Source organism: Streptomyces sp. NPDC087428, from assembly GCF_044744085.1.
In the GTDB taxonomy this organism is placed as follows: domain Bacteria; phylum Actinomycetota; class Actinomycetes; order Streptomycetales; family Streptomycetaceae; genus Streptomyces.
In genome coordinates, this window is sequence record NZ_JBIUXR010000012.1 from 291006 (window position 1) to 308162 (window position 17157).

17 protein-coding genes are annotated in these 17157 nt (G+C 71.7%); 5 read left to right on the top strand and 12 right to left on the bottom strand.

Features of this window, described 5'->3' with window-relative positions:
- Positions 1-18 precede the first annotated feature (18 nt).
- The 4 genes from ACIO3R_RS26540 to ACIO3R_RS26555 form a co-directional block, all read right to left on the bottom strand.
- On the bottom strand, positions 19-210 hold the full coding sequence (locus ACIO3R_RS26540) for a DUF1059 domain-containing protein (protein WP_250967994.1): 192 nt from the start codon (positions 208-210) through the stop codon (positions 19-21).
- A gap of 121 nt (positions 211-331) precedes the next feature.
- Positions 332-583, bottom strand: a complete 252-nt coding sequence (locus ACIO3R_RS26545; RefSeq protein ID WP_385035697.1) for a hypothetical protein — start codon at positions 581-583, stop codon at positions 332-334.
- Positions 580-1056 (bottom strand): sigma factor-like helix-turn-helix DNA-binding protein, encoded by a 477-nt coding sequence (locus ACIO3R_RS26550; protein WP_385035695.1) that lies wholly within the window; start codon positions 1054-1056, stop codon positions 580-582. Before ACIO3R_RS26550 ends, ACIO3R_RS26545 begins: the two co-directional genes overlap by 4 nt.
- Positions 1057-1116: 60 nt before the next feature.
- Entirely contained in the window at positions 1117-1647 is a 531-nt protein-coding gene (locus tag ACIO3R_RS26555; RefSeq protein WP_385035693.1) for a MarR family winged helix-turn-helix transcriptional regulator, read from the bottom strand.
- A 156-nt stretch (positions 1648-1803) separates the two neighbouring features.
- On the opposite strand from ACIO3R_RS26555, the gene ilvA reads away from it, so the two are divergent.
- Entirely contained in the window at positions 1804-3033 is a 1230-nt protein-coding gene (gene ilvA / locus ACIO3R_RS26560; protein WP_402109230.1) for a threonine ammonia-lyase, read from the top strand.
- Positions 3034-3086: 53 nt separating this feature from the next.
- Here ilvA and ACIO3R_RS26565 read toward each other — a convergent pair whose 3' ends face one another.
- The 5 genes from ACIO3R_RS26565 to ACIO3R_RS26585 form a co-directional block, all read right to left on the bottom strand.
- On the bottom strand, positions 3087-4007 hold the full coding sequence (locus ACIO3R_RS26565; RefSeq protein ID WP_385035689.1) for a carbohydrate kinase: 921 nt from the start codon (positions 4005-4007) through the stop codon (positions 3087-3089).
- 76 nt (positions 4008-4083) lie between these two features.
- Positions 4084-5118, bottom strand: a complete 1035-nt coding sequence (locus tag ACIO3R_RS26570) for a zinc-binding dehydrogenase (RefSeq protein WP_402109232.1) — start codon at positions 5116-5118, stop codon at positions 4084-4086.
- A 58-nt stretch (positions 5119-5176) separates the two neighbouring features.
- On the bottom strand, positions 5177-6517 hold the full coding sequence (locus ACIO3R_RS26575; protein WP_385035685.1) for an MFS transporter: 1341 nt from the start codon (positions 6515-6517) through the stop codon (positions 5177-5179).
- Positions 6518-6537: 20 nt separating this feature from the next.
- A complete protein-coding gene (locus ACIO3R_RS26580; protein WP_402109234.1) occupies positions 6538-7929 on the bottom strand; it encodes an FAD-dependent oxidoreductase in 1392 nt (463 codons plus the stop codon).
- A gap of 14 nt (positions 7930-7943) precedes the next feature.
- Positions 7944-8972, bottom strand: a complete 1029-nt coding sequence (locus ACIO3R_RS26585; protein ID WP_385035681.1) for a LacI family DNA-binding transcriptional regulator — start codon at positions 8970-8972, stop codon at positions 7944-7946.
- 401 nt (positions 8973-9373) lie between these two features.
- On the opposite strand from ACIO3R_RS26585, the gene ACIO3R_RS26590 reads away from it, so the two are divergent.
- Both ACIO3R_RS26590 and ACIO3R_RS26595 read left to right on the top strand, forming a co-directional pair.
- Positions 9374-10381, top strand: a complete 1008-nt coding sequence (locus tag ACIO3R_RS26590) for an ATP-binding cassette domain-containing protein (protein ID WP_385035679.1) — start codon at positions 9374-9376, stop codon at positions 10379-10381.
- Positions 10378-11241, top strand: a complete 864-nt coding sequence (locus ACIO3R_RS26595) for an ABC transporter permease (protein ID WP_385035677.1) — start codon at positions 10378-10380, stop codon at positions 11239-11241. The genes ACIO3R_RS26590 and ACIO3R_RS26595 overlap by 4 nt, the downstream gene beginning before the upstream one ends.
- 164 nt (positions 11242-11405) lie before the next feature.
- Here ACIO3R_RS26595 and greA read toward each other — a convergent pair whose 3' ends face one another.
- Together greA and ACIO3R_RS26605 are read right to left on the bottom strand one after the other, a co-directional pair.
- The gene (gene greA, locus ACIO3R_RS26600; RefSeq protein WP_024488974.1) at positions 11406-11903 is read right to left on the bottom strand and encodes a transcription elongation factor GreA; all 498 of its coding nucleotides are present in this window, start codon (positions 11901-11903) and stop codon (positions 11406-11408) included.
- A gap of 182 nt (positions 11904-12085) precedes the next feature.
- Entirely contained in the window at positions 12086-12502 is a 417-nt protein-coding gene (locus ACIO3R_RS26605) for a DUF4307 domain-containing protein (protein WP_402109237.1), read from the bottom strand.
- A 149-nt stretch (positions 12503-12651) separates the two neighbouring features.
- On the opposite strand from ACIO3R_RS26605, the gene mca reads away from it, so the two are divergent.
- Both mca and ACIO3R_RS26615 read left to right on the top strand, forming a co-directional pair.
- Complete coding sequence (gene mca, locus ACIO3R_RS26610) at positions 12652-13533, top strand: mycothiol conjugate amidase Mca (protein ID WP_362953855.1); 882 nt, start codon at positions 12652-12654, stop codon at positions 13531-13533.
- A gap of 1 nt (position 13534) precedes the next feature.
- Positions 13535-13780: a hypothetical protein gene (locus ACIO3R_RS26615; protein WP_363022407.1), complete on the top strand. Its 246-nt coding sequence runs from the start codon at positions 13535-13537 to the stop codon at positions 13778-13780.
- A gap of 119 nt (positions 13781-13899) precedes the next feature.
- On the opposite strand, the gene ACIO3R_RS26620 is transcribed toward ACIO3R_RS26615, so the two are convergent.
- Positions 13900-17154 (bottom strand): tetratricopeptide repeat protein, encoded by a 3255-nt coding sequence (locus ACIO3R_RS26620; protein ID WP_385036619.1) that lies wholly within the window; start codon positions 17152-17154, stop codon positions 13900-13902.
- Positions 17155-17157: the final 3 nt, after the last annotated feature.

The following is a 17157-nucleotide window of genomic DNA, read 5'->3' on the forward strand; positions in this document are numbered from 1 at the left end:
CCGCCGCGGGCGGACGTCTCAGACGGTGGCCTTCTCGTCCTCCAGCATGCCCCGGAGCTGTTCCCGCAGCTCCGGGCTGTCGGTGTGCTCGTGGACGGAGGCCGCGTGCTCGGCCGCGGCCCGCACGACTTCGTCTTCCTCACCGGAGATGGTCAGCGAGCAGTTCGACTCGCTCGGATACTTGCGGCAGTCAGCAACTTTCCTGGTCATGACGGCCTCCTCGGCCGGTTTCCGGACCGGCGCGTGACGCGTGCCTCCAGGATAGATCCGCCCGGCCCGGTACGGCCTGCGCTCACGGCCTCGGCCACGGCGGCTGTCGTGGCCGAGGCCGTCACCAGCCGCCCAGCGGCGGGGTCGTCTCGGCCGGCGGCGCCTGCCAGGGCTGGACCGCGACCGCCCACACCGTGAACGCCGTCACCGCGACGAGCAGCCCCAGCAGCCCCAGCAGGCGCAGGGCCCGCCGCCGGCGCAGCAGCCTGGCACCGAGTTCCGCCGCCCGTTCCGCCAGATCGGCGGGCACCTGCGGATGCGGCCCCTCCAGGATCCGCCGGACCTCGTCCTCCTTGCGGCCGCTCCCGCTCATGGCGCGGCCCCCCGCCGGACCGTGGGAGCGCGGGTCCCGCGCACCGTGGCCACCGAGCGGTTGCAGATCGCGCGGATCCGGTCCACGGGCAGTCCGAGCAGCGCCGCGGTCTGCTCCTCGGCGACCCCTTCGTGCAGCCGCAGCACCAGGACGAGCCGTTCCTGCGGGGTCAGCCCGTCCAACAGCCCGCCGCGCGGGTGGTGGTGGCGCCAGGCCTCCCTCGCGAACCGGGCGGCCAGGTCCTGCCGGGTGCGGTTGTACGGATCCTCGCCGTGCAGCCGGTCCCAGTCCGCGTACGTACGGGCCAGCGCGGCCGTCAGCAGCCGCTGCGCGCGCTCGTTGGCCCCCGGCGGCCGGGCGGGTTCGGCGGTGAGCAGGGTGGCGGCGTGCAGCAGCCGGCCGGCCGCGCCCGCCACGAAGGCCTCGAACTCCTGGGCGCGGCGCCGCTGTCGGCCCGCCTGGCGCTCTCGCACCCTGTCATCCGAGCGCGCCGGGGGCCCCGGGTCAAGGCCTGGGACCTCGGCCGGGTCCGGCTATCCCGCGGCGGGCGGCTGGTGCGCGCTCTGCCGGGCGGCCAGTGCCGCGTTGAAACGGGTGAGCAGCGCGCAGAACGTGTCGCGTTCCTCCTCGTCCCAGTCGCCCGTCACCTGTGACATCAGCTCGCGCCGCGAGGCCCGGACCTCGTCCAGCCGGGCCTGTCCCCGCGGGGACAGCTGGAGGACGACGGCCCGGCCGTCCTCCGGGTGCGAGGTCCGCTTGACCAGGCCGGTGTCCACGAGCGGCGCGACCTGCCGGGTCACGGTCGAGGAGTCGATCCCCATCCCGGCGGCCAGCGCCTTGACGCCCATGGGTCCTTCCCGGTCCAGCCGGTTGAGCAGCAGATACGCGGCCCGGTCCATGGAATTGCGCACCTGGCCGACGCCGCCGAGGCGGGTCTGCTCGGCACGGCGGGCGAAGACCGCCACCTGGTGCTGCAGAGCGTCGAGCAGGTGGTCGTGGCCCGGATTCTCGGGGGCGGCGCCCCCGGAGGGAGACGCGGCAGTCGTCATGTCCTGAGGGGGCATGGCCGGGGGCTCTCTTCGTGCGGTGTCGGATGGGTGGGGGACAGAGTACGCGGCCCCGGGGCAACGCGTACCAGCGCTGCACAAACCTGCGGACATCGGCGCAGGACGGCCCGCCTCGCGGCGGCCGCAACCCCTTTCAGCTGCAAGACTTGTGGCATGAGCTTCCCGCCGGCCACCCAGTTTCCCCCGCTGATCCTCGATGACATCAAGGGGGCGCAGAAGATGCTCTCCGGCGTCTCCAGGGTCACCGCGATGGAGGGCAGCCGCCATCTGACCGACCTCGTGGGCGCTCCCGTCCGGTTCAAGTGCGAGAACCTGCAGCGCACCGGTTCGTTCAAACTGCGGGGCGCGTACGTGCGGATCGCGGGGCTGTCCCCGGTGGAACGTGCGGCGGGCGTGGTGGCCGCGAGCGCCGGAAACCATGCGCAGGGTGTCGCGCTCGCGTCTGCGCTGCTCGGCGTACGGGCGACGGTCTTCATGCCGGTCGGGGCGCCGCTGCCGAAGGTCGCCGCGACGCGTGAGTACGGGGCGCGGGTGCGGCTGCACGGCCATGTCGTCGACGAGACGCTGGCCGCGGCGCAGGAGTACGCGCAGGAGACCGGTGCGGTCTTCATCCACCCCTTCGACCACCCGGACATCATCGCCGGGCAGGGCACGGTGGGCCTGGAGATCCTGGAGCAGTGCCCCGAGGTGCGCACCATCGTCGTCGGGATAGGCGGCGGGGGGCTCGCCGCGGGGATCGCCGTGGCGGTGAAGGCGGTCCGCCCCGACGTGCGGATCGTCGGCGTGCAGGCGGCGGGCGCGGCCGCCTACCCGCCCTCGCTGGCCGCCGGCCACCCGGTGTCGATCGGCTCGCTCCAGACGATGGCGGACGGCATGAAGGTGGGGCGGCCGGGCGACGTCCCGTTCCCGCTGATCAGGGATCTGGTCGACGAGGTCCGTACGGTCTCCGAGGACGAGCTGTCCAGTGCGCTGCTGCTCTGCCTGGAACGGGCGAAGATGGTCGTGGAGCCGGCCGGGGCGAGCCCGGTGGCCGCCCTGCTGAGCGACCCGAAGTCGTTCCGCGGGCCGGTGGTGGCGCTGCTGTCCGGCGGCAACGTGGACCCGCTGCTGATGCAGCGCATCCTGACCCACGGCATGTCGGCGGCCGGCCGGTACCTGAGCCTGCGGCTGCGGCTCACCGACCGCCCCGGTGCGCTGGCGACGATGCTCGCCGTGCTCTCGGTGGCCGACGCCAACGTCCTGGACGTGAGCCATGTGCGCACCGATCCCCGGCTCGGCCTCACCGAGGCCGAGGTGGAACTGCACCTGGAGACGAAGGGCCCGGAGCACTGCGCGGAGGTCGCCGCCGCGCTGCGCGACGCGGGCTATCTGGTGCTGAACTGAGCCATCCGGCGGTGCCCCGGCCCGCCTCCTCGCGGAGACGGGGACGAGGCCCGTCAGGTGCGCGGGGAGCGCAGTTCGTGCGCGAAGGGCGGCTCGGCGCCCGCCCGCGCGCAGGTGGCCGCCGCGGCACGGGCGGCGAAGCCGAGTACCTGCCGCCAGCCGTCCTCGGTCAGTGCGGCCAGGGCGTCGGCGTGCAGCAGGCCGCGTTCGGACAGGGCGTGCAGCAGCGCCGCGTTGACGGTGTCGCCGGCACCGATGGTGTCGACGACCCGGACGGGCTCACCGGGTACGGAGTACGTGCCGCCGCCGCGCGTGTGGGCCGTCAGGCCGGCCGCGCCCCGGGTGACCACGACGGCGGCCGGCCCGGCGGCCAGCCAGCCCGCGATGTCGTACCCGAGCCACTGCGCGTCCTCCTCGCTGAGCTTCAGGAGCGAGACGGACGGCAGCAGGCGGCTGAAGCGGGCCCGGTAGGCGTCCGGGTCCGTGATGAGGCCGGTGCGGATGTTGGGGTCCAGGGTGATGAAGCGCCCGTGCCGCCCCTCGCGGCGCAGCAGCTCCTCGTAGGCGCTCGCCCCCGGTTCGAGTACCAGTGAGCAGGTGCCGAACGACACCGCCCGGGTCTCTGCGGGCAGGGGGCCCGGCAGGGTGAAGAGGCGGTCGGCGGTGCCCTGGCAGTAGAAGGTGTACGCGGCCGAGCCGCCGGCCTCGATGGCGGCGACGGCCAGCGTGGTCGGCTCCGGCCCTCGCTGCACCAGGTCGAGGACGACGTTCTCCTCACGCAGACGGCCGGTCAGGGACATGCCGAAGGCGTCCGTCGAGATCCGCGAGCAGAAGGCGACGGGGGAGCCGAGGCGGGCGAGCGCCACGGCCGTGTTGTACGGTCCGCCGCCGCGGGCGGGCACCAGAGCGGCCGTGGTGTTCCCGGTGGCCTCCGGCACCAGGTCGATCAGTGCCTCACCTGCGACGACGATCACAACAGGGTTCCTTACGTCGGTGGTGGGCCGGGGCCCGCCGGGGATTGCGGATCAGGCCTCAGGGCCCGTAGCGGTCTCAGGGTCCGGTCACGGTGATCAGCACCTTGACGTGCTCCGGTGCGAGCGAGGCGGCGAACGCCTCGGCCGCGTCCTCCAGCGGGAAGGTTCCGGTGATGATCGCGTCGGTGTCGACGACGCCGGAAGTGATCAGGCCGAGGGCGGTGCGGTAGTCGTCGGCGGTGTACATGAGGGTGCCCTCGATGCGGATCTCGCGGTCCTGGACGAGGTCCAGCCGGACCGGCGTGGGGCCGGGGGCTCCGACGCCGACGACGATGATCCGGCCGCCCTTGTCCACCAGGTCGACGGCCTGGGCCATGGACTGTTCACGGGCGACGCAGTCGAAGACCACGTCGGCCGGACCGCCCAGGATGTCCCGGGCCTCCCCGGCCAGGCCGGCCGCGTCGGCCGGTACCGCGCCGTCGGCGCCGAGCCGCACGGCTCGCTCCCGTTTGGTTTCGAGCAGGTCGGTGACGACGATCCGGGCGGCACCGGCGTGCCGGGCCGCGGCCAGGACGAGCAGCCCGATGGGACCGGCGCCGAGGACCGCCACGGTGCGGCCGGTGAGGTCACCGGCTCTGGCCACGGCGTGGACCGGGGTGGCGAGCGGTTCGACGAGCGCGGCCTGGAGGTCGGACATCGCCTCGGGCACCCGGTGGACCCGGTCGGCGGGGATCGTGAAGAGGTCGGCCATGCCGCCGGGAGTCTGACAGCCGAAGACCCTCAGATCCCGGCAGATGTTGTAGCGGCCCGAGCGGCACTGGGCGCAGCGGCCGCAGTACAGGTTGGGTTCGACGATCACCCTGGTGCCCGGGGCGAAGTCCTCGGCCCCCGCGCCGACGGCGGCGACCGTGCCGACCACCTCGTGCCCCGGCCGGTAGGGCAGGTCGATGAAGGGGTGGTGACCGAGAGCGGCGTGGGTGTCGGATCCGCAGATCCCGACGACGCTGCTGCGGATGAGGAGTTCGTTGTCGCCGGGCCGGGGGACCGGCACCTCCTCGATGCTGATGTCGTCCATGGACCGGACGAGCACACGGCGATTTCGCTGAGGCATGGTCAGGGGCTCCGTTCGGTTCTTGCGGTGTGCGGACTGCGGATGCTCCGGCCGGGAACTACGGCTGCGGCACCGGTTCGGCGTCCCGCTCCGGCGCGACCGGGGTCCGCCGGGGGGCGGTCTCGCGGATCGAGGTGACCGCGAAGGTCAGGGTGACGGCGGACAGGAGCATCACGTAGAAGGAGGGGGCGAGTTTGCTCCCGGTACTGGCGACCAGCCACGTGGCCACGTAGGGGACCGAGCCGCCGAACGCCGAGACCACCAGGTTGTACGGGATGGCCATCGCGCCGCTGCGGATCCGCGCGGGGAACTGCTCGGCCATCATCGCGCTCAACGCGCCGTCGAACACCGCGATCAGGAGGCCGAGGACCGTCATGGCGATGATCGCGTTCGCCACGCTGCCGAGCGACATCAGGTAGAACGCCGGCCAGGTGAGCACGACGAAGCCGGCGCTGCCCGCGATGAGCATCGGTTTTCGCCCGACGCGGTCGGAGAGGGCGCCCATGACCGGAACGGCGACGGCGGTGACCCCGATGGCGATGGTCGTCGTCGTGAAGGACTCACTGGTGCTGAAGCCGAGGTCGCCGCTGAGGAAGCTCGGCAGGAAGGACACCAGCGCCCAGTGTGCGATGGCCTTGAGGAGCAGGACGCCGCACAGCACCAGCATCGCCCTGGAGCCGGTACGGAACGCCTCCTTCGTCGGCGACTGCGCGACCTCGCCGGTGGCCTCCAGCTCGCGGAACTCCGGGGAGTCCTCCAGCTTCACCCGGATGTACAGACCGACGACGCCGAGCGGAAGCGCGAGGAGGAACGGGATCCGCCAGCCCCAGCCCGTCATCGCGTCGTTCCCGAGCACGTTGATCAGCACGAGCGCGAGTGCGGAGCCGACGACGGAGGCCATGAAGCCGATCCCGTCCATCCAGCTCGTCATGAACCCGCGGCGGGTGCGCGGCGAGTGCTCGAACAGCAGCGCCACCGCGTTGGACGTCTCGCCGCCGGCCCCGAAGCCCTGCACCATCCTGACGACGACCAGCAGTACGGGAGCGAGGATGCCCACGCTGTCGTAGGTGGGCAGCACGCCCATCGCGAACGTCGAACCCGAGGTGAGCAGAACGACGATGGCCAGGGTGCGCTGCCGGCCGATGCGGTCCCCGAGCGGTCCGAAGAAGAGGCCGCCGAGCGGCCGCAGGACGAACCCGATGGCGGAGACGGCGAAGGTGGACAGCAGCGCGGCCGTCGGATTGCCGGAGACGAAGAAGTTCGCGGCGAGGAAGGTGGCCAGCAGCCCGTAGGCGCCGACGTCGTACCACTCGATGAAATGACCGATGCCCGCCGCCACGAGGACCTTCCGGGCCTGCGGGGATATCTTCTGGCTCTCCGCCTCTGCGTGAGCGTGCACAGCGTTCTCCTGGTGAAGTGTCATTGCGCCGGCGGCGTCACGCGGCCGCCCTGTTCCTGGATCGCCGCCCTGATCCGCTCGCCGTCGAGCCGGCGCGGCTGCTTCCCGTCGGCCGCGGCGAGCGCGGCGGCCACACCCGCGGCCTGGCCCGTCGCGGCACAGGTGGCACCGACCCGCGCCGAGCCGAGTGCCTCGCGGTCCACCGAGATGCACCGGCCGGCCACGAGCAGGCCGTCGGTCGTCCGCGGCAGCAGGCTGCGGTACGGGATCTCGTAAGGGAGCGGTACGTACATGGCGTGCACGCCGACGTCCCCGGCCGGGTGCACGTCGATCGGCCAGCAGCCGACCGCGATGCTGTCGTCGAACCGGGCGTTGGAGCGGATGTCGTCGCCGGTGAGCGTGTACTCGCCGAGGAGGCGTCGTGTCTCGCGGACACCGATCTGGGTGCTCGTGTGCAGCATGCGCCCGTTCGCGAACGCCGGGCTGTGCTCGCGCAGGGCTTCCAGCAGGGCGACGGAGTCCTTGCGGCCGGTGATCTCCGCGCGGGTGAGATCCTCCGCGTCGGACGCGTCGCCGATGACACGGGTGGTGTTGACCCAGGCGATGTCCTTCTCCATGCCACCGAACCACGGGCCGCCGAACGGCGGCAGTTCGCCCCGCTTCCTGGCCGCCCGCATGGCGTCGATGTCCAGATCGATGTCCCTGCGGGTGGAGGCGTATCGCCCGAGCAGCGGCTCCTTCAGCAGGGTCGCCTCCGGGCCGATCGGGATCCGTACCGGTAGGGCGTGCTCGCGTTCCGGGTCCGTCGCCACGTTGCCCACCCGGAACGGCATGGTCATCGGCTGAAGGGTGTTGCCCTTGGCCCAGTCGTCACCGGCACCGGCCACGATGTCGCCGTTGCCGGTGCAGTCCACGGTGACCGAGGCGCGGATGGCGCGCCGGCCGTCGACGTTCTCGACGTACACACCGCGCACGGCCCCGTCCTCGACGATCGGGCGAGCGCCCCAGCTGTGCAGCAGCAGGCCGATGCCTTCGGCCTCGATCATCTCGTCGGCGACGCGCTTCATGACCTCGGGGTCGGAGTTCAGCACCCAGCCGTCGCCGTCGACCGCACCGCCCTGCTCGGCGGCGCGGGCGAGCCACTCCGCCGGAACGCCGTCCACACAGCGCTGGTACGGGCGCAGCCAGGAGTTGTAGCCGGCGAGCGTGAGGACCATTCCCGCGGTCCACATCCCGCCGAGGAAACCGTGCCGTTCGACGAGGAACGTACTCGCGCCCGCCCGCGCCGCGGCGACGGCGGCACACACACCGGCCGGACCACCGCCGACGACCAGGACGTCGACGTCGGCCACCACGGGGATGTCCCGGGCCTGTTCGTACACCGTGGTCCGCTGTTCTTCCGTATGCGGCATCGCCATGTTCCTCATCAGTTGGCTGTACGTCGGTCGTCGCCGCCGGCCGAGGCGCGAATCCTCAGCTCAGGCGGCAGACAGATGGTCTTGGCGGGTGCGGCCGAGCCCTGGATGCGTTCGAACAGCAGGTCCGCGGCCCTCGCGCCGATCTCGTCGGCGGGTGGCCGGACGCTGGCCAGCGCGGGTTGCAGATACGCGGCGAACGGCAGGTCACCGTGCCCGATCACCGCGACCTGCGCGGGCACGTCGATGCCCCTCTCGGACAGTGCGCGGTACAGGCCGAGCGCGAAGTAGTCGCTCCCGGTCAGTACCGCCGCGCCCGGTTCGAGGCCGCTCACCAGCTGCTGGGCGCACTCGTAGGCGGCGTCCGGTTCCCACGGCAGCACCCGCCGCCCCTGCGCGGACGGCGGCACCAGCGTGACGGTGTCGTCCCGCACGGGGAGGCCGCGCTCCGTGAGTGCGCGGTGGAAACCGGCGCGCCGGTCGGCGGCCGAGGAGAACGGCACGTCCTCCTCCAGCAGGTGGATGCTGGAGGCACCGGTGTCGAGCAGATGGGAGGCGGCCTCGTAGGCCCCGCGTTCGTGGTCGACCCCGACGAAGTCGCAGGCGAAGCCGTCCAGTCCACGGTTGACCAGCACGATCGGCACCCCGGAGTCCCGCAGCTTCCGCCAGTGCTCCGCGCCCTCCTGGACGGGGATCACCACGGCTCCGTCCACTCCCCACCGCTGGAGTGTCCTGGCCGCGTCCCGCTCCGTCTCCAGGTCTTCCTCGGTCACCATGAGCAGCAGTGAGTAGCCGTTCGCGCGGCAGCGTTCCTCTACGGCGCTGATCAGCTGCGCGTAGAACGGGTTCGCCGGATGGGTGATGACCATGCCCAGGGTCATGGTGTCGCCGGAGACCAGTGACCTGGCCATCGAGTTCGGCACGTAGCCGAGCCGGTCGGCCTCCGCGCGGATACGGGCCCTCAGCTCCTCGCCGACCGAGTCCTTGCCCGCCAGGGCCCGTGACACGGTCTTCACGGAGACTCCCAAGGAGTCGGCCATCGTCTTGAGCGTCACACGCCCGTCAGCCCGCATCGCGCTTCCTTCCCACCGTGGTCCGCCCTCTAGGTAAACGTTTACCCTGCATGTCGCGTTGATTTCCGGGGGGTAAACGTTGGGGTTAGCGATTACCTTAAGCACGCCTCACCCCGCCGTCAATGCCCGCCGCGTGATCTCTCCGGCGGCCGGGGAGGTGCCCGCGGGTGGCTGGTGAGGCGGTCCCGGGCGGCGGGCCGGTGGTGCATGTCTTGTGTGTCGCGATGTATCGCGTTACTGTGCCCGCGTCCGGCCCCGGACGTGCACGCGTTCGCTTCGTGTGTTCGCTTCGTGTGTTCGCCGGGCGCGGCAGGACGGGCAAATCTAGGATCTGTGAGGAAGCCACCCAAACGCACGGGGGACCCCATATGCCAGGCGCCATTCACGCCGAAGGTCTGGTGAAGACCTTCGGCGACGTCACCGCACTCGGCGGTGTCGACCTCGACGTGCCCGAGGGCACCGTCCTCGGCCTTCTCGGCCCCAACGGCGCCGGCAAGACGACCGCTGTGCGCGTCCTGACGACGCTGCTCATGCCGGACAGCGGCAGCGCCTTCGTCGCGGGCATCGACGTGCTGAGGAGACCCAACGAGGTACGGCGCTCGATCGGGCTCTCCGGCCAGTTCGCCGCCGTCGACGAGTACCTGACCGGCCGCGAGAACCTCCAGATGGTCGGCCAGCTCTACCAGATGAGCCGGCGCGACGCGAAGGCCAGGGCGAGGGAGCTGCTGGAGCGGTTCCACCTCGCCGACGCGGCCGACCGCCCCGCCAAGACGTACTCCGGTGGCATGCGCCGTCGCCTCGACCTCGCGGCGGCCCTGGTCGTCTCCCCGCCGGTCATGTTCATGGACGAGCCGACCACCGGCCTCGACCCGCGCAACCGGCAGCAGCTCTGGGAGGTCATCGAGGAGCTCGTGGCAGGCGGTACGACGCTGCTGCTGACCACGCAGTACCTGGAGGAGGCCGACCGTCTCGCCCACGACATCTGCGTGATCGACCACGGCCTCGTCATCGCCCGCGGCACCTCCGACCAGCTCAAGGCCCGCATCGGCGGCGAGCGCGTCGAGGTCGTGGTCCACCAGCCCGACCAGGTCGAACCGGCCCGCACCGCCCTCGGCCGCCTCGGCAAGGGCGAGGTCGCGGTCGTCCCGCACATGCGCAAACTGACCGTCCCGGTCGACGGCGGGGCCAAGCTCCTCGCCGAGATCATCCGCGACCTCGACGCCCGAGGGGTGGAGATCGACGACATCGGGCTGCGCCGCCCCACCCTCGACGACGTGTTCATCTCCCTCACCGGCCACGCGGCGGAAGAGCAGAGACACGACGGGGACGGGGCGGCGGAGCAGTCCGTCGCGGCCGGGACGGAGGCGGAGAAGTGAGCGCACTCACCGAGACGGCGGCGGCCCCCGCCCCACGCGCCGGCGGCGGTATCGGCCAGGCCGTGCGCGACTCCCTGGTCATCGCCCGGCGCAACCTGATCCGGATGACCAGGATTCCTGAGATGCTCCTTTTCGGAGTCATCCAGCCAGTCATGTTCGTGGTGCTGTTCACCTACGTCTTCGGCGGCTCGATCAGCGTCGGCGGCTCCACCGACCCGCAGCTGTACAAGGAATTCCTGATGGCGGGCATCTTTGCCCAGACTGTCACCTTCGCCACCGCGGGCGCCGGCGCGGGCATCGCCGACGACATGCACAAGGGGCTCATCGACCGCTTCCGGTCGTTGCCGATGGCCCGGGGCGCGGTCCTCACCGGACGGACGCTCGCCGACCTCGTGCAGACCAGCTTCACGCTCGTCGTCCTCGCGGGAGTCGCCCTGATCGTCGGCTGGCGGACCCACGAGAACATCGGGAAGGTGCTCTGTGGCTTCCTGCTGCTGCTTCTGCTGGGCTACGCGTTCTCCTGGATCGGCGCCCTGATCGGCCTGTCGGTACGGACCCCGGAGGCGGCGACCTCCGGCGGGCTTATCTGGCTGTTCCCCCTGACGTTCATCTCGAACGCCTTTGTGCCGGTCACCGGTATGCCGACGTTCCTTCAGCATGTCGCCGAGTGGAACCCGTTCAGTGCCACTGTGGCGGGCGCCCGTGAACTCTTCGGGAACACGATGCCGGGCGTCCCGAAGACGGTCACCGGCGCGTGGCCGATGGAGCACCCGATCTGGGCCTCGATCATCTGGTCCGTGCTGATCATCGCTGTCTTCCGGGCGCTGGCGGTGCGCAAGTACCGCTCGGCGGCAAACTGAGCCCAAATCCAGGCCGCGTCCGGCGCACATCAGAAGAACATCAGATGTGGACCCTCACCCCGCCTCACGTCGACGAGGACGGCGAGCGGCTGACCTGGAGCTGACGCACGGAGCGACGAAGCCTCCCGCCCATCGGGCGGGAGGCTTCCTTCGCTGTCCGGGGATCAGCCGGAGTACGGCTTCGCCGAAAGGATCTTCACCGTCGCGGTCTTGCCGTTCGGCAGCTCGTAGTCCGCGGTCTCGCCCATCTTCTTGCCGTTCACGCCCACGCCGAGCGGGGACTGCGGCGAGTACGTCTCGATGTCCGCGCTCGCGTACTCACGGGAGGCCAGGAGGAAGGTCGTCGTGTCGTCGTCATCGCCGTCGAAGGCGATCGTCACGACCATGCCGGGCTCGACCACACCGTCGTCGGCCGGCGCCTCGCCGACCTTCGCGTGTTCCAGGAGCTGGGTCAGCTGGCGCACCCGGAGCTCCATCTTGCCCTGCTCCTCCTTGGCCGCGTGGTACCCGCCGTTCTCACGCAGGTCCCCCTCCTCACGGGCCGCCGCGATCTTTACGGCGATCTCCGTGCGCGCGGGACCAGACAGGTACTCCAGCTCGGCCTTGAGCTGGTTGTACGCCTCCTGCGTGAGCCAGGTGACGTTTTCGCTGGTCTGGGTCACAGGGTGCTCCTCGTCGGTACTGGGAATACAAAGCATCGCCCTACCCGAAGCATGCGCTTCTACGGGTGGGCGAAACCACGAGCCTAACAATTCCCCAGGAAAAGGGGGAGAAGGTAACCGACCGCATGTAGGGAACCGCAGGTCAGTGCCGCCAAGAGCGGATCAGGAGGTGCGTGCGGCGGTCAATGCGACGCCCCGCCGTCGTCCGTGCAGCCCAGCAGCTCGACGCTGGTCGCCCTGGACGTCGTACGCAGGGAGAGGACGCGGTCGATCCGGTCGGTGTCCTCGTCGAAGCGGAAGTCCTTGCGGGCGACGTCGGTACCGTCCTCGCGCTGCGAGCGGATCGTGCAGTAGCCCTTGGCGTTCCGGTCCTTGCGGACCTCCAGGTGCACCTCGACCCGGTCGTCCGAGACGACCTTGAACTTGATCAGCTCGGCACTGACGCCCTGACCTGCGATGTAGTCGTAACCGATCCAGCCGAGCACGCCGAGCAGAGCGGCGCCGAGCACCGAGCCGATGATCTTGAGTTTGCGGTCCGCACGCTGGTCCGCGGAGCGGCCGTAGCGGTTCTCGGAGGGCGCCTCGCGCACCGCAGTCATGATCGTTCCTCCCGTACCGGGGATTGAGGAATTTTCCGCCCCCCGGTTCGGTCACTATAGAAGCCTCCACCCGTCACCCGACCGCCACCCCACACCGACGTCCCCGCGGGACGGCACCCTGATGGCGATCAATCACTGAGGATCGAGTCTTGACTGAGCAGCTTCGACTGATGGCCGTGCACGCCCACCCCGACGACGAGTCGAGCAAGGGCGCGGCCACCATGGCCAAGTACGTGTCCGAGGGGGTGGACGTGCTGGTAGTGACCTGCACGGGCGGTGAGCGCGGCTCCATCCTCAACCCGAAACTCCAGGGCGACGCGTACATCGAGGAGAACATCCACGAAGTCCGCAAGAAGGAGATGGACGAGGCCCGGGAGATCCTGGGCGTCAAGCAGGAGTGGCTCGGCTTCGTCGACTCCGGGCTGCCCGAGGGCGACCCGCTGCCGCCGCTGCCCGAGGGCTGCTTCGCACTGGAGGACGCGGAGACGGCGGCCGGGCGTCTGGTCGCGAAGATCCGTGCGTTCCGGCCGCAGGTCATCACCACGTACGACGAGAACGGGGGCTACCCGCACCCCGACCACATCATGACCCACACGATCTCGATGATCGCCTTCGAGGGCGCGGCGGACGCCGAGAGGTTCCCCGAGGCGGAGTTCGGTCCGGTCTGGGCGCCGCGGAAGCTGTACTACAACCAGGGCTTCAACAAGCCGCGCACGGTCGCCCTGCACGAGGCGCTGCTGGCCCGCGGAATGGAGTCCCCGTACGCGGACTGGCTGGAGCGCTGGAAGGAGTTCGAGCGCGCCGAACGCACGCTGACCACGCATGTTCCGTGCGCGGACTTCTACGAGATCCGCGACAAGGCGCTGATCGCGCACGCGACGCAGATCGACCCGGAGGGCGGCTGGTTCCGCGTTCCGATGGACATCCAGCGCGAGGTCTGGCCGACCGAGGAGTACGAGCTGGCGAAGTCCCTCGTCGATACCTCCCTCCCCGAGAGCGACCTCTTCGCGGGCATCCGCGACAATGCCTGATATGTACGCGACTCAGGCACTGACGCACCTCGTCCCGCTCGCCGAGGAACTGGACAAGAACAAGGTGACCCCCGGGGTCCTCGGCTTCATTGTTTTCGCCGCGCTCGCCATCGGCGTGTGGCTGCTGATGAAGTCGATGAACCGGCACATGGGGAAGGTCGACTTCGAGGAGGCGCCGGAGGCGCCCGGCGATGCGGCGGCTGTGGGGGCCGCGGCCGGTGCCGCGGGGTCCGCGAAGCGGAAGTAGGGGGGCGGGGCGGCACCGGGGTCCGGTAGCCGCTCCGCCTTCGGTCGCCGGGCGGGGCCGGGGTCGTCCTCAGGCGCCGGACGGGCCCGAGGGCTGCCCCCGGGCGCCCGCCGGCCGGGTCACGGCCTGGCCGGGACGCGTACGCCCATGATCTCCCGGGCGTGACGGGTCGGGGTCAGGCCCAGGCGCCAGGCCTGCCAGCCGTCCTCCAGGTCCACTCCGCGGTTCAGGACCACCCGGAACGCCTCCGCGCAGTCATCCAGCTTGCCGTCCCGGGTCGGGTGGCCGGCCGCGGTCAGGTCGGCCAGTTCCTGCTGCGCCACCACCGTGCCCACCTCGATGCCGCCCGGCGACGCGTACGGCAGCAGCGTGCAGCGCAGGAAGCGGGCCCAGTCCGCGCCGCGTGCGTCGCCGTACGAGTCGAACAGCGCGGCCGCCTCGCCGCACAGGTCCAGCGCCTGCGGCGCGCGATGGTTGCCCGCGTCGATCAGGGCCAGCTCCAGACACGTCCAGGCCTCACCGTGGGGGACCCCGATGCGCCGGAAGTCGGCCCGCGCGTCCACCAGGAGCTGGCGGGCGAAACCGGAGTTGCGCAGGTTGCCCGTCTGCGCGGCCCGCTGGTCTCGGGTGACCCGGCCCGAGTGGTGCCGGGCGCACGCCAGGCCGTACACGTCCCGCATCCGGGAGAACATCGTGCGGGACCGCTCCAGCTGCCGCACCGCCTGATCGGTCTCGCCGGTCTCCTCCAGGGCCTGGCCCAGGTAGTAGAGCGTCCACGCCTCGCCCCGCGCGTCCTCGTTGTCGCGGTGCCGGGACAACGCCGCGTTCAGCTGCTCGACCGCGGGCGCCGGATCGCCGTCCAGCAGCCGCGCACGGGCCAGCTGGGTCAGCGCCCAGGCCTCGCCGCGCTCGTCGCGGGTACGCCCGTACAGATCCAGGGCCGTACGCAGCGCGAGCTCGGCCCCCTCCACATCACCCATCCGCAGCAGCACCTGACCCAGCTGGAACTGCGTCCAGGCCTCCCCGTGCAGCGACTCGCCCTCGCGGTGCAGGACCAGCGCCGTGTCCAGGAGCGTCAGCGCCTCGGCCGGGTTCGCCCGGTCGCGCTCCACCGCGGCCAGCGCGTGCAGCGACCAGGCCCGGTCCTCGGCCTGGTCGTCGGAGGTCTGTAGTTCGAGCGCCTCCCGCAGCCGCGCCGCCGCCTCCGTCAGATTGCCCTGGTGGTGCAGGGTGATGCCGAGCGAACAGAGCGCCAGCGCCGTACCCGAGTCGTTCTGCGCCTCGCGGTACAGGCCGACGACGGAGGACAGCGTGGTGCGGGCCTTGTCCAGCTCACCGAGCTGGCGGGCCGCGATCCCGGTACGCCACTGCACCGAACGCTCCAGCAGCCCCTGGTCGACCGCCTGCGTCAACTCGCTGATCTCACCCAGCCGGTAGAGGTCGCCGCGCAGCAGGCAGTAGTCGCACAGCGCGCCCAGCAGATCGAGCACCGCCGCCTGGTCGACGCCCTCGGCGTGCCGCAGCGCGGACGTGATGAAGCTCGACTCCTCGTCCAGCCAGCGCAGCGCCGCGTCCAGGGAGGTGAAGCCGTGCGAGCCGAACTGCCCGGCCCGGGTGGACATCTTTCCGTCCACCATCCGGATCACGGCACCGGCCAGCTCCGCGTAGTTGACGATCAGCCGCTCCTGCGCGGCCGTGCGCTCGGCCGGTTCCTCCTCGTCGAGCAGCCGGGCCAGGGCGAAGCCCCGTACGAGGTCGTGCAGCCGGTAGCGCGAACCGCGTACGTGGTCCAGCAGGCCCGCCCCGGACAGGGCGGTCAGCAGCCGCTCGGCCTCCTGCTCGTCGGCCGACAGCAGCGCGGCGGCCGCCGCGGCGCCCAGACTGGCCCGCCCGGCCAGCGCGAGCCGGCGCAGCAGCCGCCGCGCCTGCTCGGGCTGGTCGGTGTAGCGCAGCCACAGCGCCCGCTCGACCGGGGGCACCGGGCCGTACGCGGCGAGATCAGCGGCCAGCGCGCCGGGGGTACGCGTCCCCAGCGAGGAACCCGCGATCCGCAGGGCCAGCGGCAGCCCGCCGCACAGCTCGGTGATCGCCTCGCTCGACGGGTAGTCGTACAGGCCCTGCTCCTCCTCCTGGGAGGCCTCGCGCAGCAGCTCCTCCGCGCCGGCCGGGTCCAGCGCCCCGACCTCCAGCCGGTGCACCCACGCCGGGAGGGACCCGGGCAGATCGAGCGGCTCGCGGGCGGTGACCAGGACGAGGCTGTCGGAGCGCTCCGGGATCAGCGTGCGGACCTGCTCCACGTCACTGGCGTCGTCGAGGACGATCGTCACCGGCGTCCCGGTCAGGTGCTGGTGGTACAACTCGCTGAGCCTGCGCACCTGCTGCTCGGCGGAGGACCCGGCCGACCGGCCGGCGGAGCCCCCGTCCCGGAACAGCAGCTGCTCGCGGGGCGCCCCCAGCCGGTTCAGCAGATGGAGCAGCGCGTCACGGGTCGGCAGCGGCGGCTCACCGTCCGCACCGCCGCGCAGGTCCACCACGCACGCGCCCCGGAACTGGTCCTTCAGATCGTGCGCCGCCCGCACGGCCAGCGTGGTGCGCCCGGCACCCGGCGGGCCGTGCAGCACGACCACGGTCGGCTTCGTCTCCGTCGACGCACGGGCCGCGTGCACCCACTGGGCGATTCGCGCCAGCTCGGCCCGGCGCCCCGCGAACCGGGCCTCGGGCGACGGGAGATGGCCGAACGACTGCTCAAGGAGCGAACGCATCCGCGCCGCCGCACTGCGGTCCCCGCCGCGCAGGGCCGGCGCCGTACGGGCCTGCACGGTGGCGGCCTTCTTCGCCGGGGTGCGGGACGAGGCGGTCAGCATCCGCTGCTGGTCCAGGAACGGCCGGATGCCCCGTACCTCCAGCGCCGTCAGCCACTGGAGCCGCAACTGCTCGGTCCCGCCCGGCTGTCCGAGGGCGCCCGCCCGGCGGGACGCGGCCGGCCAGTGCGACGCGGTGACCTTGGCGACCGTCGCGGTGGCGCCCGCGACCGCGACGACGGCCCCCGCGCCGAGCGCCAGGCCCGACGCCGTACCGAGTGCCAGATCCGCGCCGAAGGCGGCGGTCGCGGCAACTCCGGTGACCAGCAACGGTGTTCCGAGCGTCGTCCGGTTGAGCCGGTTCGCCAGCGGCATCTCCCCGGCCGCCGCGGTGTCGAGGGCCTGGACGTACGCGGCGTACTCCTCGGCCGCACCCGCCGCCATGGTGTCCAGGGCGCCCCGCGCACGCGTCATCAGTACGCCGGAGTCCGTCCGCCCGCCGGTGCGCCGCGCCTCTTCCTCCACGGCCCGCACCAACAGCCTCTCGGCATCCGCCCGGTGGCCGTCCCGCATCCG